Origin of the sequence: Arsenophonus nasoniae (assembly GCF_004768525.1) — a bacterium.
Lineage (GTDB): Bacteria > Pseudomonadota > Gammaproteobacteria > Enterobacterales > Enterobacteriaceae > Arsenophonus > Arsenophonus nasoniae.
This window is the reverse complement of record NZ_CP038613.1, coordinates 1,793,757-1,818,549: the sequence shown is the minus strand read 5'-3', so window position 1 is coordinate 1,818,549 and position 24,793 is coordinate 1,793,757. Positions and strand designations below refer to the sequence as shown.

General features: G+C 36.7%; 27 protein-coding genes and 5 pseudogenes. 22 read left to right on the top strand and 10 right to left on the bottom strand.

The window, feature by feature from the left end; translation table 11 throughout:
* Positions 1–369: 369 nt before the first annotated feature.
* Both ArsFIN_RS09015 and ArsFIN_RS09010 read right to left on the bottom strand, forming a co-directional pair.
* Positions 370–573: a hypothetical protein gene (locus tag ArsFIN_RS09015; protein WP_135677413.1), complete on the bottom strand. Its 204-nt coding sequence runs from the start codon at positions 571–573 to the stop codon at positions 370–372.
* A gap of 318 nt (positions 574–891) precedes the next feature.
* Positions 892–1,095: a hypothetical protein gene (locus ArsFIN_RS09010; RefSeq protein WP_135677413.1), complete on the bottom strand. Its 204-nt coding sequence runs from the start codon at positions 1,093–1,095 to the stop codon at positions 892–894.
* A 178-nt stretch (positions 1,096–1,273) separates the two neighbouring features.
* Here ArsFIN_RS09010 and ArsFIN_RS09005 point away from each other — a divergent pair, with 178 nt between their 5' ends.
* The 13 genes and pseudogenes from ArsFIN_RS09005 to ArsFIN_RS29145 all read left to right on the top strand — a co-directional run.
* The gene (locus ArsFIN_RS09005; RefSeq protein ID WP_071846919.1) at positions 1,274–2,341 is read left to right on the top strand and encodes a phage/plasmid replication domain-containing protein; all 1,068 of its coding nucleotides are present in this window, start codon (positions 1,274–1,276) and stop codon (positions 2,339–2,341) included.
* Positions 2,342–2,358: 17 nt separating this feature from the next.
* Positions 2,359–2,685 carry a single-stranded DNA-binding protein gene (locus ArsFIN_RS09000; protein WP_026824084.1) on the top strand — a complete coding sequence of 109 codons (327 nt, stop codon included), beginning with the start codon at positions 2,359–2,361 and terminating at the stop codon, positions 2,683–2,685.
* Between the two features lie 131 nt (positions 2,686–2,816).
* The gene (locus ArsFIN_RS08995; protein ID WP_135677648.1) at positions 2,817–3,074 is read left to right on the top strand and encodes a hypothetical protein; all 258 of its coding nucleotides are present in this window, start codon (positions 2,817–2,819) and stop codon (positions 3,072–3,074) included.
* Positions 3,075–3,081: 7 nt separating this feature from the next.
* Positions 3,082–3,327 (top strand): hypothetical protein, encoded by a 246-nt coding sequence (locus tag ArsFIN_RS08990; protein ID WP_135677416.1) that lies wholly within the window; start codon positions 3,082–3,084, stop codon positions 3,325–3,327.
* A gap of 127 nt (positions 3,328–3,454) precedes the next feature.
* A complete protein-coding gene (locus ArsFIN_RS08985; protein WP_135677647.1) occupies positions 3,455–4,879 on the top strand; it encodes a hypothetical protein in 1,425 nt (474 codons plus the stop codon).
* A gap of 7 nt (positions 4,880–4,886) precedes the next feature.
* The gene (locus tag ArsFIN_RS08980) at positions 4,887–5,177 is read left to right on the top strand and encodes a DUF2523 family protein (RefSeq protein ID WP_026821880.1); all 291 of its coding nucleotides are present in this window, start codon (positions 4,887–4,889) and stop codon (positions 5,175–5,177) included.
* 10 nt (positions 5,178–5,187) lie between these two features.
* Positions 5,188–5,544, top strand: coding sequence for a zonular occludens toxin domain-containing protein (locus ArsFIN_RS28195; RefSeq protein WP_210409110.1), 357 nt, complete (start codon positions 5,188–5,190; stop codon positions 5,542–5,544).
* Positions 5,477–6,082, top strand: a complete 606-nt coding sequence (locus tag ArsFIN_RS28190; protein WP_210409109.1) for a zonular occludens toxin domain-containing protein — start codon at positions 5,477–5,479, stop codon at positions 6,080–6,082. Before ArsFIN_RS28195 ends, ArsFIN_RS28190 begins: the two co-directional genes overlap by 68 nt.
* A pseudogene (locus tag ArsFIN_RS08970) lies at positions 6,055–6,525 on the top strand (type II secretion system protein GspD); the annotation flags it as partial. The gene ArsFIN_RS28190 and the pseudogene ArsFIN_RS08970, both read left to right, overlap by 28 nt.
* A gap of 198 nt (positions 6,526–6,723) precedes the next feature.
* Entirely contained in the window at positions 6,724–7,002 is a 279-nt protein-coding gene (locus ArsFIN_RS08965) for a hypothetical protein (protein WP_026823775.1), read from the top strand.
* 377 nt (positions 7,003–7,379) lie between these two features.
* The gene (gene sctE, locus ArsFIN_RS08960; protein WP_026824125.1) at positions 7,380–8,558 is read left to right on the top strand and encodes a type III secretion system translocon subunit SctE; all 1,179 of its coding nucleotides are present in this window, start codon (positions 7,380–7,382) and stop codon (positions 8,556–8,558) included.
* A 376-nt stretch (positions 8,559–8,934) separates the two neighbouring features.
* Positions 8,935–9,993, top strand: coding sequence for a hypothetical protein (locus tag ArsFIN_RS08955; protein WP_026824168.1), 1,059 nt, complete (start codon positions 8,935–8,937; stop codon positions 9,991–9,993).
* A 79-nt stretch (positions 9,994–10,072) separates the two neighbouring features.
* Positions 10,073–11,141: pseudogene (locus tag ArsFIN_RS29145) on the top strand (IS91 family transposase); the annotation flags it as partial.
* A gap of 67 nt (positions 11,142–11,208) precedes the next feature.
* Here ArsFIN_RS29145 and istB read toward each other — a convergent pair.
* Positions 11,209–11,970, bottom strand: coding sequence for an IS21-like element helper ATPase IstB (istB, locus tag ArsFIN_RS08945; RefSeq protein ID WP_135677409.1), 762 nt, complete (start codon positions 11,968–11,970; stop codon positions 11,209–11,211).
* Positions 11,957–12,998: pseudogene (gene istA, locus ArsFIN_RS08940) on the bottom strand (IS21 family transposase). Before istA ends, istB begins: the two are co-directional and overlap by 14 nt.
* Before the next feature lie 90 nt (positions 12,999–13,088).
* Here istA and ArsFIN_RS26295 point away from each other — a divergent pair.
* From ArsFIN_RS26295 to ArsFIN_RS08930, 3 genes and pseudogenes are all read left to right on the top strand, one after another.
* Positions 13,089–13,247: pseudogene (locus ArsFIN_RS26295) on the top strand (IS91 family transposase); the annotation flags it as partial.
* 173 nt (positions 13,248–13,420) lie between these two features.
* Positions 13,421–13,876 carry a hypothetical protein gene (locus ArsFIN_RS08935; RefSeq protein WP_026823617.1) on the top strand — a complete coding sequence of 152 codons (456 nt, stop codon included), beginning with the start codon at positions 13,421–13,423 and terminating at the stop codon, positions 13,874–13,876.
* A 40-nt stretch (positions 13,877–13,916) separates the two neighbouring features.
* A complete protein-coding gene (locus ArsFIN_RS08930; RefSeq protein ID WP_135677646.1) occupies positions 13,917–14,240 on the top strand; it encodes a hypothetical protein in 324 nt (107 codons plus the stop codon).
* A gap of 198 nt (positions 14,241–14,438) precedes the next feature.
* On the opposite strand, the gene ArsFIN_RS08925 is transcribed toward ArsFIN_RS08930, so the two are convergent.
* Positions 14,439–15,029: an NAD(P)H-dependent oxidoreductase gene (locus tag ArsFIN_RS08925; protein ID WP_026823615.1), complete on the bottom strand. Its 591-nt coding sequence runs from the start codon at positions 15,027–15,029 to the stop codon at positions 14,439–14,441.
* 191 nt (positions 15,030–15,220) lie between these two features.
* A pseudogene (dkgB, locus tag ArsFIN_RS08920) lies at positions 15,221–16,045 on the bottom strand (2,5-didehydrogluconate reductase DkgB).
* 286 nt (positions 16,046–16,331) lie between these two features.
* Here dkgB and ArsFIN_RS08915 point away from each other — a divergent pair.
* The 3 genes from ArsFIN_RS08915 to ArsFIN_RS27420 are packed head-to-tail and all read left to right on the top strand — an operon-like array spanning position 16,332 to position 17,979.
* Positions 16,332–16,661, top strand: a complete 330-nt coding sequence (locus ArsFIN_RS08915) for a helix-turn-helix transcriptional regulator (protein ID WP_026823614.1) — start codon at positions 16,332–16,334, stop codon at positions 16,659–16,661.
* Entirely contained in the window at positions 16,655–17,161 is a 507-nt protein-coding gene (locus ArsFIN_RS27425) for a HipA N-terminal domain-containing protein (protein ID WP_246067407.1), read from the top strand. The genes ArsFIN_RS08915 and ArsFIN_RS27425 overlap by 7 nt, the downstream gene beginning before the upstream one ends.
* Positions 17,158–17,979, top strand: a complete 822-nt coding sequence (locus ArsFIN_RS27420) for a type II toxin-antitoxin system HipA family toxin (RefSeq protein ID WP_246067405.1) — start codon at positions 17,158–17,160, stop codon at positions 17,977–17,979. Before ArsFIN_RS27425 ends, ArsFIN_RS27420 begins: the two co-directional genes overlap by 4 nt.
* 328 nt (positions 17,980–18,307) lie before the next feature.
* Here ArsFIN_RS27420 and ArsFIN_RS27410 read toward each other — a convergent pair whose 3' ends face one another.
* Both ArsFIN_RS27410 and ArsFIN_RS08900 read right to left on the bottom strand, forming a co-directional pair.
* On the bottom strand, positions 18,308–18,454 hold the full coding sequence (locus ArsFIN_RS27410; protein WP_246067404.1) for a cytidine/deoxycytidylate deaminase family protein: 147 nt from the start codon (positions 18,452–18,454) through the stop codon (positions 18,308–18,310).
* Positions 18,451–19,128 (bottom strand): ankyrin repeat domain-containing protein, encoded by a 678-nt coding sequence (locus ArsFIN_RS08900; protein WP_026823613.1) that lies wholly within the window; start codon positions 19,126–19,128, stop codon positions 18,451–18,453. Before ArsFIN_RS08900 ends, ArsFIN_RS27410 begins: the two co-directional genes overlap by 4 nt.
* A 1,012-nt stretch (positions 19,129–20,140) precedes the next feature.
* Here ArsFIN_RS08900 and ArsFIN_RS08895 point away from each other — a divergent pair.
* The 3 genes from ArsFIN_RS08895 (at position 20,141) to ArsFIN_RS08885 (ending at position 22,420) form a co-directional block, all read left to right on the top strand.
* Positions 20,141–20,689 carry a hypothetical protein gene (locus ArsFIN_RS08895; RefSeq protein WP_026823612.1) on the top strand — a complete coding sequence of 183 codons (549 nt, stop codon included), beginning with the start codon at positions 20,141–20,143 and terminating at the stop codon, positions 20,687–20,689.
* A gap of 262 nt (positions 20,690–20,951) precedes the next feature.
* Positions 20,952–22,124: a hypothetical protein gene (locus ArsFIN_RS08890; protein ID WP_026823611.1), complete on the top strand. Its 1,173-nt coding sequence runs from the start codon at positions 20,952–20,954 to the stop codon at positions 22,122–22,124.
* Entirely contained in the window at positions 22,121–22,420 is a 300-nt protein-coding gene (locus ArsFIN_RS08885; protein ID WP_081700690.1) for a hypothetical protein, read from the top strand. Before ArsFIN_RS08890 ends, ArsFIN_RS08885 begins: the two co-directional genes overlap by 4 nt.
* A 113-nt stretch (positions 22,421–22,533) precedes the next feature.
* Here the strand turns inward: ArsFIN_RS08885 and ahpF are convergent, their stop codons facing one another.
* A complete protein-coding gene (gene ahpF / locus ArsFIN_RS08880; protein ID WP_026823609.1) occupies positions 22,534–24,096 on the bottom strand; it encodes an alkyl hydroperoxide reductase subunit F in 1,563 nt (520 codons plus the stop codon).
* A gap of 69 nt (positions 24,097–24,165) precedes the next feature.
* The gene (ahpC, locus tag ArsFIN_RS08875; RefSeq protein ID WP_026823608.1) at positions 24,166–24,753 is read right to left on the bottom strand and encodes an alkyl hydroperoxide reductase subunit C; all 588 of its coding nucleotides are present in this window, start codon (positions 24,751–24,753) and stop codon (positions 24,166–24,168) included.
* Between the last annotated feature and the right edge of the window lie 40 nt (positions 24,754–24,793).

Below are 24,793 nucleotides of genomic sequence, written 5' to 3'. Positions count from 1 at the left end.
ATCTAACGATGTTAATTAAAACCGGTAATTTTCTTTTTTAAATCAGAATTGTCAGATTAAGTTAAGACTAATACATATAAGTAGTAAAAAACCTAAAACAACAAACAAAATTTCAATTTGATTATTATCTGTGCGGTTCATCTATATTTTCCTTTTTTAAAATGCTTAATTTTTAGTCTTTTTTTCTCATAACATTGACTGTTATGTTTAAATTTTCACCGCGAAGCGGTTCGGAAGTTCTGTTACACCCGAACTTTACCGTGGTTTCCCACGGTAATTATTAGATTAATATTACTCTTAACTATTATTTAACATTATTTGGGTGCTTTTTATACTTGTGTTATTCGATCATCGTAATGTTTATTTCTATTAGTATTTTTTTTGTTTTTTGGGATTTTCTGGTGATATGGTGTTTAGCATATCTTTTCTTGCCTCTTCTAAATAATTTTCAATAAGATAGTGTACTACTTCAGACCATTTAATTATGTTGTTTGTTTTATTTGATACTTCTAGTGCTACTCTTTCTATCTTCATTTTTGTTTCTTCGGTTACTGCTATGTGTTTTCTAGCCATATTCTCTCCTTTTTTATTATTTTGGATTAAAATTTTAACTGTTATACATTTTAAACTTTTAAAGTTTTGAATATTTAATATTCTTATGCTATAAATAATTTATTGTTTAAAATTTTAAAAGTTTAAAATGTAATACGATTGGCTGAAAGCAGAACAGGACTTTATTTTTCCGTTACCGATGTTAGGGGACGTTACACCCGAACTTTACCGTGGTTTCCCACGGTAATTATTAGATTAATATTACTCTTAACTATTATTTAACATTATTTGGGTGCTTTTTATACTTGTGTTATTCGATCATCGTAATGTTTATTTCTATTAGTATTTTTTTTGTTTTTTGGGATTTTCTGGTGATATGGTGTTTAGCATATCTTTTCTTGCCTCTTCTAAATAATTTTCAATAAGATAGTGTACTACTTCAGACCATTTAATTATGTTGTTTGTTTTATTTGATACTTCTAGTGCTACTCTTTCTATCTTCATTTTTGTTTCTTCGGTTACTGCTATGTGTTTTCTAGCCATATTCTCTCCTTTTTTATTATTTTGGATTAAAATTTTAACTGTTATACATTTTAAACTTTTAAAGTTTTGAATATTTAATATTCTTATGCTATAAATAATTTATTGTTTAAAATTTTAAAAGTTTAAAATGTAATACGATTGGCTGAAAGCAGAACAGGACTTTATTTTTCCGTTACCGATGTTAGGGGACGTAGCTTATCAACGTATACGGATTGATACGGGAGAGGCCTTTGAATTGACTCAGCCAAATTTTTGTCATGAGGGATCATTTTGTGATTTGGTCAATATAAGGATACGCGGTTCTGTATTGATTATGAGTGGTAATCCGTCTCGATGGGGGAAATTGGATAATGTATTTGGCTGTCAATCTGTTGATGAATGTTTTGATGTTTTTAATGGTATTTTATGTTCTTTAGGATTACCGCCGTTTTCAAAAGGGGCTCGTTTTAAATTGCGTCAGTCTCCAGAGGGTACAGTAGCGGGGCACGTTTGGAATGGCGCATTAATTAAAGAAATACATATCAATCAAAATATTGCAGTAGGTTATGACAATGAAAGGGCGTTTATTCGGGGAATGTCGACACTCCGTTTTAGAAATTCGATCCCTCGGTTACATACCAATGGTATGACGTGTGATTGGTTATCGAAATTAGGTAATGCTCATTTAATTTATCCCAGTGTTTATTGTAAGGCGCATGATTTATTAATTCACTCAATGAAGAAAATAGAAAATAAATTTGGAAATGAAAGTCAGGAATATAAATATTTAAAGATGTTATATGAATACTTGGTATTAGAAGGCATAGTCAGATTTGAATTGAAATTACATGGCAAATATTTACAGCGATATAAATTATGTTATTGGGGTTATTCAGAATTTGATGAATTAAAAACGTTATTAAATGAGTTTATCGCATTACCAGAGAAATTATCGGTGACGAACATGGATATAAAAACGGTAGCAAATGAATTAATTGAAAAAGGTATTGTTGATAGTACCCGAGCTGCTAATACAACGGCTTTTTATGCGTATTCATGGACGTTAGGTGAGCGCTTTGATTTAAATAAAAAACAAGTACAAGTTCATCGAGCACGTTTACGTAAAATCGGTATTGATATTGCGGATGAATATAACGTGTCTTTATTTCCTAGTGTGGTGGTGCGTAATGTGCGTGAAATTAAACCTTATATTGTTGAAAAACCAAACTGGTATAGAGAAAGAAATCATTTAATGCTGGTCGCTTAATAAAGAGAGAATTAAATATGGCAATGATAACGGTAGATTCAAGATATTTATTAATGGTTGAAATTGAAGAAAGTGATGTTCGGGTTTTAGAAAAGGAATTTTTTAAAAAAGATGAAAATGGTAATAAAAAAGATGAAGCGATAAAACGTTATTATCAAATTGGATTATTACATAAAGGTCGACAAAATATTGAAATTTCCATTCCATTAAAAGAAGGTCAATTGCCATATTCCGCAGGGCAATATTTATATCATCCGAATTCTTTTGCGGTAAATAAATATGGCAATCTTGAAATTGCTTATGATCAAATATTTGTGCTTATTTCAGAAGCTAAATCAAAATAATTTGATATTAATGAACTAGTTTGTCGTATTTCAGGTTATAAGCGTTCCTTTAGATATCCTGATAAAAAAACAGGGTAAATGACATTTGGGTATAACGTTGAAATGTTCCTTGATTTAGCAGAGTAGCTAGTATGGAAGATGACTTTGATATTACAACTAAATTATGTCATCCCATTGTGAATACTAATGGGAATGAAAATAGTTGTAATGACGTAATTTTGAAATTATCGAAAACAGAAGTTATTAAGCTTCAATCTTTGGTTATTTCAAATAATCCGCCGTTAGGAGAATTCAATGTAAATATCTTAGGGGCTGGGTTAGGGCTTGTCTTGATCTTTTATGTATTAGGTTACGGATTAGGACGAATGATTAAAATGTTAAATTTGTAGGTGTTTTATGAATATTACAAATAGTATTTCTTCTGCTTATTTAAAAACGGGCGTTTTCGCAACAATGGCATTAAGTTCTTTTGCGTTTGCTGAAGATGCGCCTGTATCGGCTAATTATCTTGATGGATTATTAAAAAAGATTGATGTCGCTCCGATTATTACGGGCGTTGTTGCTGTGGCGGGGACAATTATGGGCGTTGCTGTGGTTGTTATGGGCATTAAAAAAGTTGCTCGTATGCTCAATGCGTTTTAGCTGACAGGGGCTTTATTGCCCCTTTTCAGAGGTATTTATGTGGGAACTAATGAGTTTTTTTACCGGTGTATTATGTGGTTGGGCGGTTGTACAGGGATTTAATACTTATTGATGATAGGCAATGATAATGAATCGATATTCTTTGAAGAAAAAAATGGTTGTTTATCATTTGATTTTTATCTTTTTATTTTTTCCTATTTATTATTCCTATGCGAATCCGGCGATTTTACTTGCTCGTACGGCTATTGGTGCGGGTTTAGCCAGAATAATAGCGACGAGAGCTTCTGCTATTGCTGCTAATGATGCCGTGTATTTATCCTTAGTGAGTAATACAAGCCGTTCTATTTCAAGTTCACTGTTGAAACGTATTTCATCAAAGATAAGTGATAAATCAATTTATAAGTCCGTTGGAGGGGCGTTGAGCTGGGCTGGCGTGGGTTATAGCATTGGGACTATAAATGAAAATGCTTTTGTTTCTGATGAAATTAAAGTCGCTACGAGTGGTAAGAAAAGAGATGATGGTCGGTATGATGTTTTTATAAATGGAAAAAACTATATTTCAGATTTTGAGCCATCTCCAGATAATCCCTTTTTTATAACAATAAATACAACAGAAAATGGTGATGTCATTATTTCGGATTCATTAAATAACTCTTATCCATTTTATACTTATTTTAATAAGAAAATCATACAGGGTTATGATTGGGCAAGTGTTGCTTTGTCTTATTTTTATCAATATAAAAATTCAAATCAAAAAAAAGTTTGTGGATTAGCTGGAGTCGCTTGTAGTGTTGATTCGCCTAGCGTAAAGCGTATTAATAAAGATATGGGTTTTGTGACATTAGAATACGTGGGTGTCTATACTGAATCTCGGGGTTTTTATAAAAAAGGCGAGGTGGGAAAATTTGAGACTAATGTTCATGTTCATACTAATAGTGGTTTCAAAGGTATTCCAAAAGAACCTGAAAAACAGCCTAATCAAGTTAAAGAATCTTTTTTAAAAAAATTAAACGAGGTTTCGATAGATATTGATGAATTAACAAAATTTTATAATGATATATTTATGGAAGCTTCTTTATCTACGGATTATCAAGGCGTTCCCTATAGCTCAAGTAATGCAATTTCTAAGGAAGAAGTCACTTCCAGTAATCCTGAATTATCTAATCTTAAAAAAAGTGAATGGTTTAAACCTGCACAACTTAATTCTCATTCACCTATTCAGGTGATGCCATCATATTCCAATAATAATGAATCAGGTGATTTATCCGGCAATAATGTGGATTTTAAAGAGAATGATATTAAATATCCTGACTTAAAAATGCCAACGGCGGAACAGATATTACAGCCTTATAAGTCGTTTTTTCCCTTCTTGCAAAATTTTAGTTTACCGTCCCGTAATGTTCAGTGTCCGGTCTGGAGTGTTCCATTTTATGGCAAAGATTACAAAATTGACTCACATTGTCCGTTGATTGAACAAAACAGGGGAGTTATTGGAACCATATTTGCGTTGGTTTGGGCATTTATCGCATTGCGGAAATTATTAAGTGCATAGGTGATATATGGGACGATTATTTATTACGTTATTCAGTGGTGCATTTGAGTTTGTTTTTAAAGGAATTGTGCCTAAGTTTTTTTTGTTTTTTGCGTTGTTTTATATTACGACAGAGTTTATTCCTATTGTTATAGACGTGTTTTTGCTTAAATCGACAAATTTAGCGGAGCTTTTTGCTGCTTTGCCTGATGCGATTTGGTATTTCCTAAATTTATTACAGTTTCCATTTGGCGTGCCATTGGTGATATCAGCAATGGTGACGCGCTTTATTATCCGTAGATTGCCGATAATCGGGTAAGGGGATTCGTATGCCAATTACTGCTTATGTCGGCGTTCCTCGCTCCGGCAAGTCTTACGAGGTGGTGAAATCGGTTATTGTTCCTGCGATTGCGTCCGGTCGTCGTGTTGTTTCTAATATTTACGGGCTGAATGAGCAAAAAATAAAAGATTATTGCCTGAAACAAAATAAAAAATTGATGCATGAAAAATTAGGCTTATTGGTTCACGTTGAGAATGGTCAGTGTCTTGATGAAGATTTTTTACCGTCGATGGAAAATCAGTCTACCTTTTGTCAGGCTGGCGATTTGGTGGTGATTGATGAAGTTTGGCGGGTATGGGGCAGCGATAAAGATATTCCTAAAAAATCATCGTTCGTTTATTGCTGAACATGGTCATTTTATAAATAAAAAGACGGGTATTATGTCGGTTTTGGTGGTGATTAATCAGACGGTAACGGATATTCCCCGTTTTATTAAAGCCCGTATTGAAACAACCTATCGGATGCAAAAGCATGTTTCTCTGGGATTAAGTAATCGCTATCGGGTTGATGTGTTTCAAGGCGTTAAAATCACCAAATCGAATCGGATGAATTATTATCAGGAAAAATACGATAAGGCGATTTTTGAGCTTTATAAATCGGTTGAGGGAAATAATCCTAATACCTTAAAGACGGATAAACGGCAGTCTATTTTTTCATCAACAAAAGTGTTGATGTTAATGGTGCTTGTGCCTTTGGCTATTCTGGTTTCTCTTTATTTCGTTTATCAGTACTTCAATCAGTATTTAAATCCTGAAAAGCCGAAACATGCGCAATCTGTTAATTCTGTTTCTCAAAGTTCTAATCCAGTAGCTAGTTTTTCCATCCGTTCGTCTAAAGTGGTTTTATCGTCAAATTTCGTACGGATAGCCGTTTTCATGTGGTGAGTTCACCTAGATTAAGAGTGAAGAATGGAGCTCAAGCATCATTTTCTGTTGGTTCTGATGTGCCTGTATTAGGTAAGGTGAGTTATTCTGATAATAAGCCTGTGCAGTCAATAGAATATCGTTCCAGTGGGGTTATATTAAATGTACGTCCGCAAATCCGGCAACAGGGTGTAGATTTAACCATTGACCAGTAGTTATCAAATTTTGCCAAAACTGAAACAGGTGTCAATAACAGTCCAACATTGATTAAACGTCAGGTCAATACGCAAGTGAGCGTTGCTGATGGCGATATTATTTTGTTAGGCGGTTTGGCTGAGAATAAAGTGACTGAAGTCGATACCGGATTTTCATTTTTGCCGAAGGGCTGGTTTACGGGGGCGTCGGCAGAAAATAATAAAACTGATATTTTAGTGATTTTGCAGGTGAAGAAGGTTCAGCGATGAAGGCAGGCAGCGTACCACAGCATTAGCGAGGAACGCGGCCTGTCTGAAGAGGCGAACCGACGTAGCCGGTAAGAAAATAAAACGTCGGTTTGTTGTATTACATGTTGTTTGTTAAGCGTTAAGTTGTTTTTTAGCGCTGTATAGCCAGACTTCCGATCTGACTATACAGCTATCACATAAACCTGACTGGAGGTCTATATGACTGTGTTCGATCCTACTCAATATCCGGAATTACGCAATCTTTTTCCTGAATTAACGCCAGTACAGTTTGAAACGGCATTGTTATTTGCTTTTGGCATTCCACAAAAAGAAATCTCAGTGTTGCGTTCAGTGGCGTATAAAGTGGTGAGACAGACGATAACAGAATCCAGAATGAAATTTGAGCCAGCCTCATTAACGGGATTATTAACGGTATTTCATGTTCGATTGGTGTTATTTGCCTTGTATGATTGCCAGCAACGCATTTGTAAGACATAAAAAAGGCGGTCAATCTAGGTGCGTTTAACGCACCTAGGGTATTTTATTCGATGAGATAATATCGATGCGGTATTAGGTTATAACTTCTAAAATTAATCGTAAATACCGCCACTTCTGATTTTGAGTCGCATCACACCATATCAGGGAAACCCGCTACTTTATGGCGGGCTTTTTTTATTTCTGCTTCCCCACAATTAAAAAATCACAGAACAGCTATAGGTTATTATCGGTTGGTATATACAATGGTGTTGCAGTATGTAAATCGGAGGGGCTGTGACTATACCACAATCGTAAGCTTTACGTATAATACCTGATATTGAATATCAATAAGTATAATTAAGATATAAATTGACTTAAATTAATAGGGCTATTATTTCATGAATAATATAAATGTTTTTTCATCTATTTCTTCACCAGAGCGACAAGAGCTCAGTATTATTAATAATGCTCCTGTGATTAAATCACCGTTACCGCAATCTCCTATACCGAATGAAATATTATTAAATATGGTAGGTGAGAAAAAAACCGGGAAAATCACCTATCAGCAGGCAGACGAGGCTTTAGGAAGGGTGTTAACTGTTTTCCACAACACAGAGAATCTGACTCTAAAAAATATCGAGAAAGTGTCAATTAACGATTTATTTTTACTCTCATCAACTCTTAGTTTAAAGATATTCGGTGATACTGCTAATTCAGTCGCTAAGGCTAGTAAATTGATGACGGATACTCAAGCGTTTTTACGTGATCAAAACGTTAAGGCATTTCAAGAAGAATTGGCAAAAAAAATTGAGCAATCCGAAAAAAATAAATGGCTAGTTCTTTTCGATTGGATAGTTGGTGTGGCTGAAATAGCTTATGGCGCGGTGTTGACTTGTCTTGGACAACCCGCAGGTCCAGTTTATATCGCCGCGGGTGTGGCAGGTATAGTCAAAGCTATTGCTGAAACAGCAATATATTTTGGTATAGGTGATAAAGAAATGTGGCAAAAAGTTGCTGATGCAGCATTTTACGTGCAAACAGTACTTGAAGTTGGTGCAGTTATTTTAGATGTTTGCAAAGCTGGAGCATTAGTAACGTTGGGTAGAGGGATCATGAAAGGAACACAAATTATTTTAAAAGAGATGATCCCCCAATTAACTCAAGCAGTTTTAAAGAACTCAATAAAGGAAGGTTTTAAAGCAATGAAGGCACTCGCTGAGAAATTTTATGAGATGTTTGTTCGTGAAATAATGCCTTATATTACAAAACTTAAATCACCTAAAAACGCTATAGAAGCAGGTGCTACCATTTTGAATGGCGTGACTAATGGTGGTCTAGCTATTGCTAAAGGAAGTATTTATTTAGATAAAGCTGGACTTCAAAAAGAGATTGAAGAGTTAATGCTTGAGCAGAATTTCTTTGAATTTTGTTTTGACTGGTATGATAAAATGAAAGAACAGCAACAAAAAACGCTTAAAAATCTTGTAGATAAGCAAGCCGATAGTTTGGAAGGCGCTAGTAAAAACATAAGTGAGACAGGGATGTTACAGGCACGTATTGCTAGCTCGATTGTTTAGTAATTTAGTTTTCTTAGTAACAAATATTTTTAAAATGTCCGTCAGGACATGGAAGGCGGCAGATTGAAATCACAAAGATAACTGAATGGAAAACCGCCGAAGCCAGGGGGGACTTATCGGGTAGCAATGAACCCTCGCGTTAGCGCTCCTGCTAAGCCATCTTTTTACGATAAATAAAGCGACTGAGTAGTTTGAGGGTCGAAGACAAGCGAATCGTTTAGCGATATTTTGTTTGTTTTTTAATTTCACACCAAATCAATAAAACAATAAAATGATTATTCCTAGATTAATATTCCATAATATACCATCAAGGTTCGCATAATACATATTATGTTAAATAGTTACCACTGTAATGAAATAATAAAGAAATAACTTTATGTATAATCATCAGTTTTTGCCACTCTCTATTAATTATCCGGGCAAGGCATCGCTTTTATTATTTCTACGCACACATATGGTAGACCATATAACCGTTACTTTAGATAATGGACAGGAAATAACAATTCAACAAGATGAATGCAATGTACTGTTACGTTCTCAGGATGGGCAGACGCAAATATTGAATGAAATGGATTTGGCAAAACTTTATCACAAAATAGTTGATGATATTGAGTCCAATCCAGGAATCTATAGGATAGAGCTACCTAAAGAAGTGGAAATTAAAAATTCAAAAGAACAACTAACTATATCAGAATTAGTAAAATTTATATCAAAATTAGTAGAACTAAATAACAAAATATCTGCTAATGATTGCCTATTGTTAAGAAAGTCACCAGATGGAAACTATTTTTACGTGGCTAAAATGGAAGAGGTAAATAAATCTAGCACACTGCAATTTCGCGCAAATCAAGCGGCTGAATTCATTGGGAATATGCTAGGGAAAGAGATTAAAAAAAATCTCAGTATGGCTGACTTTGCCATACTGACATCACCACACATCCCCGTCAGTCCGACACAGGCCTTTAATAAACCGGTATGTAGTACACCATCGGAGGTTACAATGCGTTGGATAACGACATTAGCTCAAGCCTTAACTAAAGTCGAGAATACAGAGCAGCAAAAAAAACTGATAACGGATTTGTTACAGGCGCAAAAAAGTCGCTGGTTGGCCCATGATATGAACTTGGAAAAAACTGTAAAATCGCTCACTAACGACAGTAATGCTTTGCGTAGCAATGGATTAAACGATTTAGCAAATCTGGCCTATAGCGAAAATTCGACGACGACAGACTTGGTATCTCTTTTACCGCAGAATGAACAAGAGCTTTTTTCTACGCGACTACACGATAATATTTATGGCAGATATTTTGAGTCCGTCTGGATCGCTGAGTTTGTCAATAACCCTCCTCAAGAGGTGTTGAACGCGATGCATACTATCGGAAATGGAATAGCTGATTTACTAGAAAGCCAAACAGACTCAACACAAAGAACATAAGCACGCCTTTGGCGTGAGCATCGCGGCAAAGGCGCTCTATTTCTAGGCAATTCCCTTCTCGTCTTTTATACTCTGCTCTATGTACATCCCCAGACCTGCAAAACTGCTATTTCAATACGATGACGGATGGAACCTTTTCATCGAAAATAATCACGTGGATGAATGGCAACTACTCTCTGTCGAAAAGATGCTCGCCTGCAGCACCTGCGCTATGGGCGTTCGCCGTTATTGCTGTTCTTCACCTGAATGCTCTCATTCACGCTTCTTTTGTCAAACCTGTAAATCCAAAGCCTGCAGTGCGTGTGGCCTCAAAGGCACCGAACAGTGGATTGCCCAGCAGCGCCATATTTTGCCGGATTGCGAATGGCAACATATTACCCTCACTATGCCTCACCTACTTTGGCCTTTTTTTAACAATAACTGGTACTTGCTCAACCAACTCTTTCGCTGTGCAACCCGCGCCATACTCAAACACGCCAAGCGCCAAGGCCTCGAAATTGGCATTTTTTGTGCGCTGCATACTTACGGTCGCCAACTCAATCAACATCCGCATATTCATTTATCCGTCACGCGTGGGGGACTCACTAAATATGACACCTGGAAACCGATTTTCTTTAAAAAGAAAGACGTTGAAAAGGTCTGGCGCAGTGCGGTCATTCGACTCCTTAGGGGATAACTATTTTCAGTTACAACCCAATAAATTGCCTGGCTTCGGGCACATTCGCAATTATCAGACCTGGTGCCGTTACCTCAATGCCCAGTTTCAACGTTATTGGAAAGTACATTTTGCCAAAAAGACACGCGGGGCCTGGCATAATGTGAAATATCTGGGCCGTTATCTTAAACGTCCCCCTATCTCCGCTTCTCAATTGAAACACTACAGCGGCGGCACCGTGGTTCATCATTACTATGACCACCACAGCCAACAATACAGACGACAGACCTTATCCCAAGAAGAAATGATACGGCGTTATGTCAGTCATATCCCTGCGCGACATTTTAAGATGATCCGTTATTACGGTTTTTTAGCCAATCGCAAACGCGGGTGCTTATTACCGAAGGTGTATGAGGCGTTAGACATGATATCTCCTAATGTGCCTGAAAAACCTGGGTTTGGGGCCCTTATCAAAGGTTTTTTAAATACTGATGTCAACGATCACCGAAAACTGATCCACTTTTTATCTAAATCCGATCAATCAAAATTGATCCACTGTTTTACTCAGTTATTGCTCCTGAGCGCCGCTTATCTTTCAATCGGTAGCTTTCACCGCTTAATTGCAGTACATGCGAATGATGAAGTAAACGATCAAGCATAGCGGCAGTTAATGTTGCGTCATCAGCAAAAGCACTTGGCCATTGCCCAAATGATAGGTTACTCGTCAATATGACACTGCCATGCTCATAACGCTTGGCAATCACATTGAAAAACAGGTTTGCTTCTTCTCGCCCAAACGGCAGGTATCCAATTTCATCGATAATCAACAACTTCGGGGCCATCACCGAACGTGATAGATATTGTTTGAGCTTATTTTGTCGTTTGGCAGTTGAGAGTTGCAACATCAGTTCAGCTGCCGTGGTAAAGCGGGTTTTCTTCTTGGCCTGTACTGCTTTTAATCCTAACCCAATAGCTAAATGCGTTTTGCCTACACCGCTTGGGCCAAGCAACACGACATTTTCATTACGTTCAATAAACGTTAATGCGCTTAATTCCTGTATGTGTTGTTTGGGGATCCCCGTTGCAAACTTAAAATCGAACGTATTAAGTTCTTTATGTGCTGGGAATCCTGCCATCCGACTCAAAAGATTACGAGTTCGTTCATCTCGTTGTTGTTGCTCACATTTTAACAGGGACAGTAAAAACTCTCCGTAGCTTTTGTCTTGGGCAATGCATTTTTCGGCAAGTGATGACCAATGAGTCGGAATAGAATTTAATTTCAATGACTCACACAGGTGTTCAATTTGTTCATGCAATAACATGTTCACCTCCCAGTAATGCTTCGTATACGCTGATTGAGTGTTGCAAACTGACAGATTCAAGGGGCGGTACGATAGGGATATTAAGCGTATTAGTCTGTGGGATAGATTGGCAAACCCTTGCTGGTAAGGGTAGAAGAGACTTAACTTCCTTAGCTAATCTATCTGCTGGCTTCTCTAACGTTGTTCCATGAATTCGCTGATGGGCAACGCGTTGTAACCATGGACCCACTTTTGCATTAGCTATTTCAATATCCAGTTCAAGATTATGAGCACGAAGGTCGGTGTTTAATGGCACGATAAAGCTGTTTTTTAAATAGTGGTTAAAGCGCTCTACTTTCCCTTTCGTTTTTGCCCTGTAGGGCTTGCAAGCCTTCAATTTAAACCCGTAATCTTTCGACATTTGAAGCATTTCGACATGTAATTTATGATCACCTTCTGCATAAGCATCCCGTTCGATGATGAGGGATTTTGCGTTATCACACAATACTTCCTGTGGTACACCACCAAAGTAGTCGAAAGCTTCTCTTAAACCTTGCTGCCACGATTCTGCTCGTTCATTATCAAAGAACTTTACATAACTCGCACGCGAATAGCCTAGCGTTGCAACAAACGCTTTCAGCGATTTTTTACCTCGCCGGATGCTGGTGAAGTCGATTTGCATTTGTTGACCTGGCTGTGTTTCAAAACGGACGACTACTTCGGGAACAATGCTTGGTTTAAATTGACAAACAAATCGGCGTAATTGAGCAATACCACCTTGATAGCCGTTTTCAACTACCTCATCAAATAAGACTGTTGCAGGGATCCAATCAGGTTTAGCCAGTTCAATTCGCTGAAGCAAATAAGGTTTAAAGGGGGGATAATTTAGTCGGTTGTTGACTTCTTTTAGCATAAGTTGGCATTGTCTGTTGTTGTAAATGATGTTTTACGGTGTTACGGGATATACCCAACTCACTGGCAATTTTTCGAAGGCTTTGTCCTTGTGCAAAGCGAACATGAATATCCACAAATATCTCCTTGGTTAACATAAATTATCCGTACAAAAATGTGCGAATAATACCAAGTGGATCAGTTTTAGATGATCGTTAGTGGATCAGTTTTGCATGATCGGTGACACCCTTATCAAAGGTTTTTTAAATACTGACCCGTACCAATGTATTTTATGTGGAAACCGATTGCGGTTTATGAGTGCGGAAAAAGGAATACACGCCGTCACTTTACTGTCAGAAAGGCGGGATAAAATGGTCAAAAAACGATGGTTACAAACCGCAGCCTAGGAGCAGTGTGCCTATTATTAGGCTTTTAGATGATAATTTAACCGAATTACTGTTCTCATGGTTAATCAACGAGAAAACTGTCAGAATTTAATAGAAATATTAAGTTCAAAACACCTCCATTAATGCCTTACTGTATTGATTGAGATTCCTAACCATGAACCTTGGTCAAGTATTTGCAAAAACGTATTGATGGTGATATACGATTTTGGTTTAATCAAGTGGATGGTGTTAGCCAATTTTCTGAATCTGCTTGGCCAGAATCAAAAAATTTACTGCTAAAATTATTACGAAATGAAATAACCAATGGGTTTGAAAGTATTGCCATACCCTATTTAGCTGTGAAGTTGTTTAATGGCTTTTCTCAAATTGACAACTTGAGAAATGCAGCTTGGTACCAACAGATCAACTCAAATTACAAATTTATGCTTACTCCACACCGAGGTCGCACTGGCGCAACGCCAAACAATCCTGTATCCCCTGCAGCAGGTATAACGCTGAGGCATCAATTAGCCGCAGTGTCAGAAAGTTGGATGACAATAACCGACAGACCGGCATTGCATTACAAACCTCGACTAAATAAGCAAATAACGCCAATGCCATACCGCACTGCAAAATGGGATCCCTTATAGTGCGGGGATATCTGGCTCAACGAATGTCATGCTTGGTATTGTGTCTCACCTACGTGAGCAAGGCCTGAACATCAATCCTAATTTTGCTCTGCTTGGCATCATGATGTTTATGACTTACGATGGCGGACACTCACCGCATGAGGTTTTATGGACGGCAAACCAATTTGGCCCCGAAGTCGGATTTGACTTCAACGCACAACTAAATAAGAAGGAGCCAAAATCTGCCCCATTAGATTTTGTTTCTGATTATCAGTTATTCGCCAATATGTATAACGAAACCGGTTGTGAAAAGGCTATGAAGGATGCAATTGCACTGGCTTTTGAAAAGACAATATTGCATTGTGAAAGGTTAGGCAAACAATAATACTGCTTATTGCATTGCTAAACGTTCGGCCAAAATAACTTCACAGAAAACGCTTCACGGAGTGAGTTGTGGGCTGTTAAACCAGCCCCACTTAGCTTCTATGTAGCGCCCTCGCCCACAAAACGGTTCTTCACCCCCAATGATGCTTGGAATAAGATTCTCAAAAAATTCAGCGACTGTATTCGCGAATACGCTTAATTATTTCTGGGAACCAAACACATTGCTTAAATGTAAACGATACTCTTCGATATAACTTGTAACATCGGGTGATTTAATCACATCGTTAACAATAAATGTTGATAAAGGTTCCATCCCCAAAAATTGATTAGCCTTATGAAAAGGTAAATAAACCCCATCTACACCGGCTGCATTAAAAAATTGCGTTTCATCGTTAAAAGCCTCTAAAGGTGCATTCCAGGTTAATGACAACATATATTTCTTGCCCTGAATTAATCCACCTGAGCCATATTTCTTACTCGCATCTGAGCGGGTACGTCCATCACTGGCATACAACAAGCCATGCCCTTGGGTAAAAACTTCGTCCATATATTTTTTTACCGTCCATGGCGCCCCCATCCACCATCCCGGCATCTGCCAAATAATCACATCAGCCTGTAAGATTTTTTGTACTTCAGCGTTAATATCATATTGGCTGTCAGCGTGTACCACTTCAACAGCATGACCGATTTCAGCTAAATAATTTTCTGCTACATTAGTTAGCGTATTATTTAATTGCCCCCCTGAGTGGCCAAATTTTTTGCCGCCATTAATAATTAAGATACTACTCATCATAACCTCTAATTAACTTCGTTATAATTATAATAGGTGGTAAAAAACCAAGCTTAAATGACGAGAATGTATAAAATTATTTGCTTATATAACAATAATCAGACCAATGACTAAAATCACTACTAAACAAATGGTATTATTTTTATTTGTGGTCAAAATTAATTTTAAAGTTATTTAATTTTTTAGCGTGCCTAAGCATTAGTAACTAGCTGTAGGAATAATATTAATGAAAGCAAATTCTGAAGAGTTGATGATTTATTACGATCAAGCGTAGCTATTGCGGCCATATCTTCGCTATCCAGTTTCAATTCAACGGCTTTTAAATTACTGGCTAAATTTTCCCGCTTCGTTGAAGAGGGGAGCACACTATAACCTAGCGCCATCGCCTAGGACAATATTACCTGTGCTGGCGTCGCCTGATGTTTTTTAGCTATCTGCTTGATAACTTCATCTTGCAGTGCTTTACCATAAGCCAATGTCATATAAGAAGTAATATGTATTCCCTGCTCTTTTGCCCAGGCAGTAACTCGACGATTTTGCAAATATGGCGACAGTTCAATCTGATTGGTCGCAATATGTTCTATGCCAACGGCAGCTACCGCTTGTTGCATCAAATCAATAGTAAAGTTCGACACACCAATCTCACGTGTTAATCCCATTTCTTTGGCTGTTAATAAAGCCTCCATACTTTCTTTAACACTTACCGCGTTATTGGGGGACGGCCAATGAATTAAGGTTAAGTCAACATAATCTGTGCCTAGTTTGCTTAAACTCTGTTTAAGGCTAGCGATTAACTTTTCTTTACTCAGATTTTCTGTCCATATTTTTGTCGTAATATAGATATCTTCACGTGGTACAGCACTCTCTTTTATTGCTTGCCCTACATCAGCTTCATTATCATAAATTTGCGCCGTATCAATAGCACGATAACCCAATTCAAGTGCATTTTTTATCGATGAAATCACAATATTACTTTTAAGGCGAAAAGTACCTAATCCAAAAGCAGGAACTGACATAAAAACCTCTTAACATTAAATGTATGAATCCTTATTGTTAGAAAATTAAGCTTAATAATAAAGTATCAAATTGACACAAATTTTTTGCTGATTAAGCAATAGTTGTCTTTTAACTGCCATTTTACTATTTCCACAATGTCCATATTTAGATACTTTAAATCCTATTATAGTCAATAAAGACCCTATATTAGGACACTAACCAACAATATTATTTAATCATTATAATGTGCTAAAATATACCCATAAATGTGACTTTATTGCTTTAATGTACTTAAATGAGGATATTATGAGCATATTTGAAGAATCAGCTTCAGCGATCGCTGCGGAATTGGGCGAACGTTTGAAACAAGCTCGATTAAATCATGATTTAACGCAAGCTGAAGTAGCTGAACTGTCCGGTATCAGCCGAAAAACGGTCCTAAATGCAGAAAAAGGTAACGTCCAATTAGAGAACTTAATCGCTATTATGGCAGCATTGAATTTGCTTGAACAATTAGATCTATTTTTGCCTAAACAGGATATCTCACCGATTCAACTTGCTAAGTTACAAGGTAAAAAAAGACAACGCGCATCAGGGCATAGAAAAAATAATACAGAGGATTTAGCAGAATGGTAATGGAAGTTATCAATGTCAACTATAAGCAACATGAAGTGGGTGCAGTAAGTTTTGATACTAGCAAAGGTTTAGGTTTTTTTGAATACAATTCTCGCTTTATCAAACAAGGAATCGAGTTATCGCCATTGAAAATGCCATTAGCAACGCGAATTTATAGTTTTCCCGAATTGGATTTTAATACCTTTAAAGGATTACCTGGTTTAATTGCTGACTCGTTACCCGATGACTTTGGTAATGCAGTACTTAATGCTTGGGTTGCGACGATGGGTAAATCTCCTGACACCATTACACCATTACACCATTACAGCGACTACAATATACCGGTAAAAGAGGGATGGGCGCGTTGGAATACGTGCCAGCAACTAGGATCAAAAGTCTCAATGCCTCACAACAGGTTGAGATCAGTTCTCTGGTTGCTATTACTCAAGAAATTCTTGATTCAAGACAAAAATTTACCGTTGAGCTACATAAAAATGGTCAGGAAGATCGCAAAGCAATGATGGCTCTGCTTTCAGTTGGCATGAGTGCTGGTGGCGCGAGACCAAAAGCCGTTCTAGCTTTTAATCAAGATTTCACCCAGGTTCGTTCGGGACAAACTAATGTTCCGGACGGTTTTACCCATTATTTAATAAAGTTTGATGGTGTTAGCGAACATAATAAAAATCAACAAACCTTTGGTGATCCAGTTGGTTTTGGTGCAATGGAATATGTTTATTATTTATTGGCAACCCGCTGTGGCATAGAAATGATGCCTTGTCGGCTGCTTGCTGAAGGTAATAGACGCCATTTTATTACTCAGCGCTTTGATCGTTTTGGTAATAAAAAACGCCATGTACAAACCTTAAATGGCCTTGCTCACGTTGATTACAAAAAACCCGGCTCTTTCTCCTACGCCGAATTATTCGGTGTTGCTAGACAATTAAAACTTTCAGCAAAAGAAGCAGAACAACTACTAAAAAGAATGACCTTTAATATTGTGGCACGCAATCATGATGATCACGCTAAAAATTTTTCTTTTATGCTAAAAGGCGATAAGTGGATGTTAGCCCCCGCCTATGATTTAGCTTATAGCTACAAGCCCGGTAGTAAATGGGTAAACAGTCATTGGATGAGCTTAAATGGGAAACGTGACAATTTTTCTCGCCAAGATTTTTACTCATTAGAAAAGTTAAGTCCCCTGTTTACTCGAGAAATGATCAACGGAATTATTGATGAAACAATAGAAAAAGTTTCAGAGTGGCAAAAACTCGCTGTTGAGTTTGCAGTACCTAATTTGTTAGCGCAGGAAATTAACGCAAATTTATGTTTAAATATCTAGTATAGTGTCTATTGGCTAATCAACGGTAACTTAGCTGTCCGGCAATTATCCGGACAGTTTTAGCTAACATTTTAATGCTTAATTGCCTGCTGCTGTTGCCATAGCTGATAAAGTTCAACTTGTGACGTTAATTTTAACTGAACAAACGCAAAATTCTTGCTGTTGCTGCGCTGGTAATCTTAATTGTTGAGCTAATTTTTCACTAGAGAGGCCAAAAGATGCAGCATATTGATTGGAATAAGCATAAAAACTCACCTAATCCCTACCATTCTGATGGCCGCTAAACACATTGGACAAGGTTTTCCACTAGTATAAACTGTGCAATCCGCTAATCAATTTTACCTAATGCTTGATCAACACCAGAAGCAATAAGGGTATTATTGGTGACAATCACGACACCAAAGAGTCTACCGCTTACTTTAACATTTTCTTTTGCTAAATTAATTGCTTTTTCCAAAAACTGTTGGTCACTCATTCTTTAGCTCCTGCATTTTGTAGGATCTGCACAAGTTGTTGATAACCTTTTTGTTTAGCTAACTTCAATGGTGTATTACCTAAATGATCAGTTAAATTAACATCAGCACCGCCAGTAATTAATTGTTGCACGATCTGAGCGTATTTATTACTGCCATCACCAAGAATAATAGCTTCAATTAGTGCCGTCCAACCTAGAAAATTGACATGATTAACATCTACACCCGCGTCAATTAACATTTGTACCACTTGCACATGGCCCCGCTCTGCCGCCGGTATCAAAGCTGTTCCGCCATAACGATTAGTACTTTTTAAATCAGCACCGTGAGTCAACGTCATGGTTAGAATTTCCTTTAATCCTTTAGCACCAGCATAGAGATAAGGTGAATCCAAACTAGCATCTTTCGCATTAACATCTGCCCCGTGTTCCATCAAAAATCGCGCAACTTGAATTTGATTAGTATGAGTAGCCGCCATTAGTGGTGTCCGTAAACGCCAATCACGTTGTTCTAGATTGGTGCCATTTTTAAATGCCTGTTCAATCGCCATTAAATCGCCAGTTTCTGCAAGCTTAATTAGGTTTATTTTTGCTGATTGCGCCATCGCGCAGCCTATCAATAATAGTGACAATATTATTCCTCCTATGATCCAGATTGGAACAAGGTATTTTTTCATATACTCCTCCGACAAACCTTACTAATTTGTTAAAATCATTATTAATGAATAACACTAATTTTAATGAAATAAGTAAATTCACTTAGCTATTTAATTAAAAAATTCAAGAAAATATTTGTACAATGAGTATAAAAAATAAGCCTAAATTTATAATACAATTGATTGCAAAAAAATTTATTTATTGCTATTAAATTTACATTAATAAATAAAATTTAATTTAATTTAATTTAATTTAATTTAATTTAATTTAATTTAATTTAATTTAATTTTCATTTAGTAATAAATCGTGCGAAAGTTTTTTATTTTCAATAAGTTATTTTTTATGGAAAAATTGATTTTATCTTGATATAAATCAAGATCTATTTATAAAAAATTAATGTTATTCGATCCAATCAAAATAACGTTACTTAAAAAAATAATAATATTAGTTATAGAATAAAATATAAAATATTTAAAACATTTTATTATTTGCTAAGTTGGTTATTTTTTATCATTATCACCGCATTTCCTGTAAAGTATAGCGATGGCAATCCTGCATTGGTTTTCAATTTGACTTGGCTGGTCATAACGTTGTTATGTCTAACAATGCAATATCATAAAAACGCGGTGAAATATGCTGAAGTGATCTATTGAGCCACAATGTCTTGCCTTAGCCAATATAGAAACAGATCAATTATTAAAAAATGCTAAAAATAAAATTTAATAATAGTAGTAAATTAAATAATAAGATTAATGACCGGTGATTTTCATCAATTAAAATAAATTATGTTTAATAATACACCTAACTTGAAATTATTATTTATCAATTTAGTCAGATAAAATGATCAAAAACACAATCTAACTAATTCACGTAACTGCTTATTATTTGTTTATTAAATTTCAAACAACAAATAATCACTATACATAATAAGACCAAAAAATAATAATCACCCTGCACCTATCAAATAGTTAACAATTGTTTATCAATTAAACACTATTTTTTAATGATTATGATTTGATAAGGAGATTAACTATGGCGGTTGTTAGTAAATTTATTCGTGATCTTGATCCAAGAAAAGACATGGAAGAGCAGTTGAAAGAGACTCTCAATATCCTAGTCAAATTGGGAGAAGCCAAATTAGAGAATTTCAAACATGAAATGAATAATTCCTGGCATCAAAGTGATGAAGACAGCTTAGCACCTGGAGTCACCAAAGATTTTCAAACCGAACGTATGCATGTCATGACCAAAACAGATAGTAAAGATGCAGTTGGTAGTGCAATTGCGAAAACCATCGAATCGGCATTCTCGCTTTCGCAAGAACCAAATGGCGAAAAAGTAGGCAAATTTATTGAAGAGCTGGCAACAAATGGTTTAGATGCTGTGCTAGGTTCTGGTTCCGCTTCGGAAGATCAATATAAACAGTATATTATTTATCCAGATAAGGATTTTTTATGTCGCTGTGATATTTGGTATTGGCGTTATAGTATCGAATCGAAAGGCTTTCAAGAAAAACTAGAACATGTCGTTATTTATCGTATGCAATATGGTGCTGTTGATATTTCACGCGTAGTATCATGAACAGAATAGACTTTTACAACGCTTTCTGGCTAAAGAAAGTGATAACGTAACTCAGAATAATAAAAACCACCCGCCACCTAATCTGATTAATTAAGTCATTGATTATCTGACAAAATATAAAAACGACGAAGCAAAAATAGCAATCCTTGTTAAGCAATTATTAATTCCATTAAATGAATATGGAGCTAATGAAGGAGAGAAAATTTCGCCACAACGCCAACAAACTATTGTTGCAGATTGGCTACAATTGGCGATATTAGGTATGCCCTACGATCAATGGCTATCGAAGCAACTCGCTGATAATAAAGCAAACCCTATTTCATTATTGAATTATGCAGATCTAAAAAAATATCAATTCGACCAATTAAACCGTAAAACCGAGTTTGGCTACCTCTCGGCCGAAGCCAAAAATTATTACCAACACCATGTGCTAAAACGAGTGATGCCAACATTGATGTTGCAAGTTAACTCGCCGCTTGAACATGAAAGACTACAAAAAATGACCGTAGATCAAGCGCAATGGGGCTATTTGCATGCCGGTGCGATGCTACTGGTAGAAACGGGTGATGAAATTAATAAAATGTCGCTGGATAATATTATTACCACAGGCATGTTACTCGACAGTCTTTTATTGGCAGAAAACACCTCGGCTGAATATTCTTGTTATTTCAAATTACCCGCCCTCATCCACAACCAGTTGGATGCTGAAAATAAAAAAACGTTTGGCCAAATAACTGAACAAGACAGCCAAGTTATTTATCAGCAATATGTTAATTACTTACATCAATTCAGCCAGAATAATCCCTTTGTTCAACTCAGGCAGTTATTACAGGATTGGCAATGCCGGCCAGCGCTTGCCCGTCAACAATTAAAGCAATATGATATTGCTGAAGATTGGTTAAATAATTACTTATATAAAAATAGAGAGGTTGAATATCCCAATAATCAAGGAGAGATAACGTTATTACCCAATATCGATGAGATTTTTAATCAGCAAAATCAACATATCGCTGATGTTTTTAAGCAAACCTACTATGTTCTTTTACCCCAAGTGTTTAATTCACTGAGTGAAGAAGAACAACAATTTCTACAACAGGCCGAAATAAATCAAGTTAAGGTTGAATATAATGCCCGAGACAATAGCATTCATTCTCTGCCACCCGGCGTAGCCGGGTTAGTTGCTAACAATGGCCTTATTATTCCTGTGCCTGAGGCAATTGATATGCTCAGTTGTTCGTTTAACCGAGAAGAGCGTCTTTATGCCCTGGAAAAAGAGCAAAAAATGGGCAACTATAAATTATCACGCGTTGACCGCAACCGGGAGCTCATCTTTGACTTAATAAAAGATCACAAAAATAGCCGCCATAACAAAAATTTCGCCTTAAAAATCCACTCCCCCATCTTACTAAAAAAGCCGCTGAACAGCCGAAAATAGCGGTAGAATTCGCTTTATCAACGGTTTTTACCCGCTATTCCTCCAATGCCATTTTTGGTACTGATGGGAATTCTCCATTAATGCTGCGCTATTATGCTTATGCCTTAATGGAAAAAGCCCATCAACTCGATCCAACACTGTTGGGTTACCAGATGTTCAAAAATTGGAAAAATCGCTTACTTGGAACAGAAAATGCCTTCACTTGTACCGCACTTTTATATGATATTATGATTATTCATGCAAATGAACAGTGTAAAGAGACCTTGCATAAAATTATCCCTCCAGCCTGGCGGTAAAGTTTTTGCCGGTAAGTGTTTCAATAATAATTGAATAAAAAAACAACCCCTTGGCAAGGGGTTGTTGATGCTTGAAAATAGTTGATATAGGGCAATTAATAGCAATAACTATTTTATTGCATGCTGTTCATTAGATACTGACTGGCACTGAGTGATGCTTTCGCCCCTTCTCCCGCCGCAATAATAATCTGTTTATAGGGAACAGTTGTACAATCGCCGGCAGCAAAAATGCCTTTTATATTGGTTTCACCTTTGTCATCAACCTGAATTTCACCGATTGCATTACGGGTTATTACGCCATCTAACCATTGGGTATTAGGTAATAAGCCAATTTGGACAAAAGTTCCAGCAACCGCTAAATCATTTAGCGAACCATCCAATCGATTTTTATACTGTAAGCCAGTCATTTTTACACCATCCCCTTTTACTGCTAGGGTTTCAGCTTGTAAAATAATATCTACATTGTTTAAACTCGCTAGTTTCTGCTGCAATACCGCGTCTGCTCTCATTTCTGGGGCAAATTCTAATAAAGTCACATGCTCAACAACGCCAGCAAGATCAATCGCGGCTTCAACGCCAGAATTACCGCCACCAATCACAGCGACTCGTTTGCCTTTAAATAACGGCCCATCACAATGGGGGCAATAAGTTACCCCTTTGGTACGATATTCTTTTTCGCCTGGCACATTCATATCACGCCACTTAGCTCCTGTCGCAATAATAATACTGCGAGAACGTAAAGTAGCGCCCGATACGGTTTCAATCTTATGCAACTGACCCACAGTATCGGCAGGAATAAGTTTTGCCACCATTTGTGAATCGATAATATCAATATCATAATCATTAACATGGCTACGTAGTGCAGCCGCTAATTTGGGCCCTTCGGTTCTCGATACAGAAATATAATTTTCAATATCAATAGTATCTAAAACTTGGCCACCAAAACGCTCGCCAATAATACCGGTACGAATACCTTTGCGAGCTGCGTAAATAGCGGCTGCAGCGCCGGCCGGACCGCTACCCACAATCAAGACATCATAAGGTGGCTGCTGATTCAGTTTTTGGACAGTATTTTTTTCAGCATTAACATCAACTTTAGTGACAATGTCACTTAAAGTCATTCTCCCTTGCCCAAACTCTTTACCGTTTAGAAAAACGGCAGGCACTGCCATAATATTTCGTTGCTGTACTTCTGACTGAAAAATAGCCCCATCGATAGCAGTATGCGTAATATTAGGATTTAAAACCGCCATTAAATTTAAAGCTTGGATAACATCTGGGCAATTATGACATGACAATGAATAATAGGTTTCAAAGTGAAACTGTCCTGTTAATTGACGAATTTGATCTAATACTTCTGCCGCTTCTTTCGCAGGATGACCGCCAACATGCAATAGTGCTAAAACTAATGAGGTAAATTCATGGCCTAACGGCAAACCGGCAAACCTTAATCCGCTATCTTTACCCGGATTAGTAATTAAAAATGACGGTTTACGTACCGCTAAGTTATTGTCTGTGATAAAAGTTATTTTATCTGACAGTGTGCTGATATCCTGTAATAATGCGTTTATCTCGGCAGATTTTTCACTCTCATCTAATGTTGCTATTAACTCAACTGGCTGGATTAATTTTTCTAAATAGGCTCTAAGTTGAGATCTCATATTATTATCAAGCATTGCTCTATCCCCGAAAAAAACGGGTGCTAATGCACCCGAATACAGTAAAATTACTCACAAAGTTTTTAATTAGATTTTTCCTACCAAATCAAGTGAAGGCGACAACGTAGCTTCGCCTTCTTTCCATTTGGCGGGGCAGACTTCACCTGGATGGCTTGCGACATATTGCGCAGCTTTGATTTTACGTAATAAATCGGATGCATCACGTCCGATACCCTCAGCAGTAATTTCTACTGCCTGAATAATACCTTTTGGATCAATAATAAACGTACCACGATCCGCTAATCCTAATTCTTTCTGTTCATCATTTTCTTGATACTTACGCATCACTTCAAAATTACGCGTTAATGTCCAACTTGGATCACCAATCATGGTATATTTAATTTTACCAATTGTATCTGAGTGATTATGCCACTCTTTATGAGTAAAATGGGTATCCGTTGAAACAGAATAAATTTCAACGCCTAATTTCTGGAACTCTTCATAGTGATCAGCTAAGTCACCTAATTCAGTTGGGCAAACAAAGGTAAAATCAGCAGGATAAAAGAAAAAAATGCTCCATTTACCTTTAATATCTTTTTCAGATATCTCGATAAATTTTCCATCTTTAAACGCGGTATTTTGAAAAGGTTTAATTTCTGTATTAACCAAAGACATTTTACTGCTCCCTTCTATTTGATATGTATTTAATGTATAA

Coding starts and splice junctions, on each gene's coding strand:
- ArsFIN_RS09015 (WP_135677413.1), bottom strand. CDS start 573: ATGGCTAGAAAACACATAGCAGTAACCGAAGAAACAAAAATGAAGATA.
- ArsFIN_RS09010 (WP_135677413.1), bottom strand. CDS start 1,095: ATGGCTAGAAAACACATAGCAGTAACCGAAGAAACAAAAATGAAGATA.
- ArsFIN_RS09005 (WP_071846919.1), top strand. CDS start 1,274: ATGTTAGGGGACGTAGCTTATCAACGTATACGGATTGATACGGGAGAG.
- ArsFIN_RS09000 (WP_026824084.1), top strand. CDS start 2,359: ATGGCAATGATAACGGTAGATTCAAGATATTTATTAATGGTTGAAATT.
- ArsFIN_RS08995 (WP_135677648.1), top strand. CDS start 2,817: ATGGAAGATGACTTTGATATTACAACTAAATTATGTCATCCCATTGTG.
- ArsFIN_RS08990 (WP_135677416.1), top strand. CDS start 3,082: ATGAATATTACAAATAGTATTTCTTCTGCTTATTTAAAAACGGGCGTT.
- ArsFIN_RS08985 (WP_135677647.1), top strand. CDS start 3,455: ATGAATCGATATTCTTTGAAGAAAAAAATGGTTGTTTATCATTTGATT.
- ArsFIN_RS08980 (WP_026821880.1), top strand. CDS start 4,887: ATGGGACGATTATTTATTACGTTATTCAGTGGTGCATTTGAGTTTGTT.
- ArsFIN_RS28195 (WP_210409110.1), top strand. CDS start 5,188: ATGCCAATTACTGCTTATGTCGGCGTTCCTCGCTCCGGCAAGTCTTAC.
- ArsFIN_RS28190 (WP_210409109.1), top strand. CDS start 5,477: ATGAAGTTTGGCGGGTATGGGGCAGCGATAAAGATATTCCTAAAAAAT.
- ArsFIN_RS08965 (WP_026823775.1), top strand. CDS start 6,724: ATGACTGTGTTCGATCCTACTCAATATCCGGAATTACGCAATCTTTTT.
- sctE (WP_026824125.1), top strand. CDS start 7,380: ATGAATAATATAAATGTTTTTTCATCTATTTCTTCACCAGAGCGACAA.
- ArsFIN_RS08955 (WP_026824168.1), top strand. CDS start 8,935: ATGTATAATCATCAGTTTTTGCCACTCTCTATTAATTATCCGGGCAAG.
- istB (WP_135677409.1), bottom strand. CDS start 11,970: ATGTTATTGCATGAACAAATTGAACACCTGTGTGAGTCATTGAAATTA.
- ArsFIN_RS08925 (WP_026823615.1), bottom strand. CDS start 15,029: ATGAGTAGTATCTTAATTATTAATGGCGGCAAAAAATTTGGCCACTCA.
- ArsFIN_RS08915 (WP_026823614.1), top strand. CDS start 16,332: ATGAGCATATTTGAAGAATCAGCTTCAGCGATCGCTGCGGAATTGGGC.
- ArsFIN_RS27425 (WP_246067407.1), top strand. CDS start 16,655: ATGGTAATGGAAGTTATCAATGTCAACTATAAGCAACATGAAGTGGGT.
- ArsFIN_RS27420 (WP_246067405.1), top strand. CDS start 17,158: ATGATGGCTCTGCTTTCAGTTGGCATGAGTGCTGGTGGCGCGAGACCA.
- ArsFIN_RS27410 (WP_246067404.1), bottom strand. CDS start 18,454: ATGAGTGACCAACAGTTTTTGGAAAAAGCAATTAATTTAGCAAAAGAA.
- ArsFIN_RS08900 (WP_026823613.1), bottom strand. CDS start 19,128: ATGAAAAAATACCTTGTTCCAATCTGGATCATAGGAGGAATAATATTG.
- ArsFIN_RS08895 (WP_026823612.1), top strand. CDS start 20,141: ATGGCGGTTGTTAGTAAATTTATTCGTGATCTTGATCCAAGAAAAGAC.
- ArsFIN_RS08890 (WP_026823611.1), top strand. CDS start 20,952: ATGCCCTACGATCAATGGCTATCGAAGCAACTCGCTGATAATAAAGCA.
- ahpF (WP_026823609.1), bottom strand. CDS start 24,096: ATGCTTGATAATAATATGAGATCTCAACTTAGAGCCTATTTAGAAAAA.
- ahpC (WP_026823608.1), bottom strand. CDS start 24,753: ATGTCTTTGGTTAATACAGAAATTAAACCTTTTCAAAATACCGCGTTT.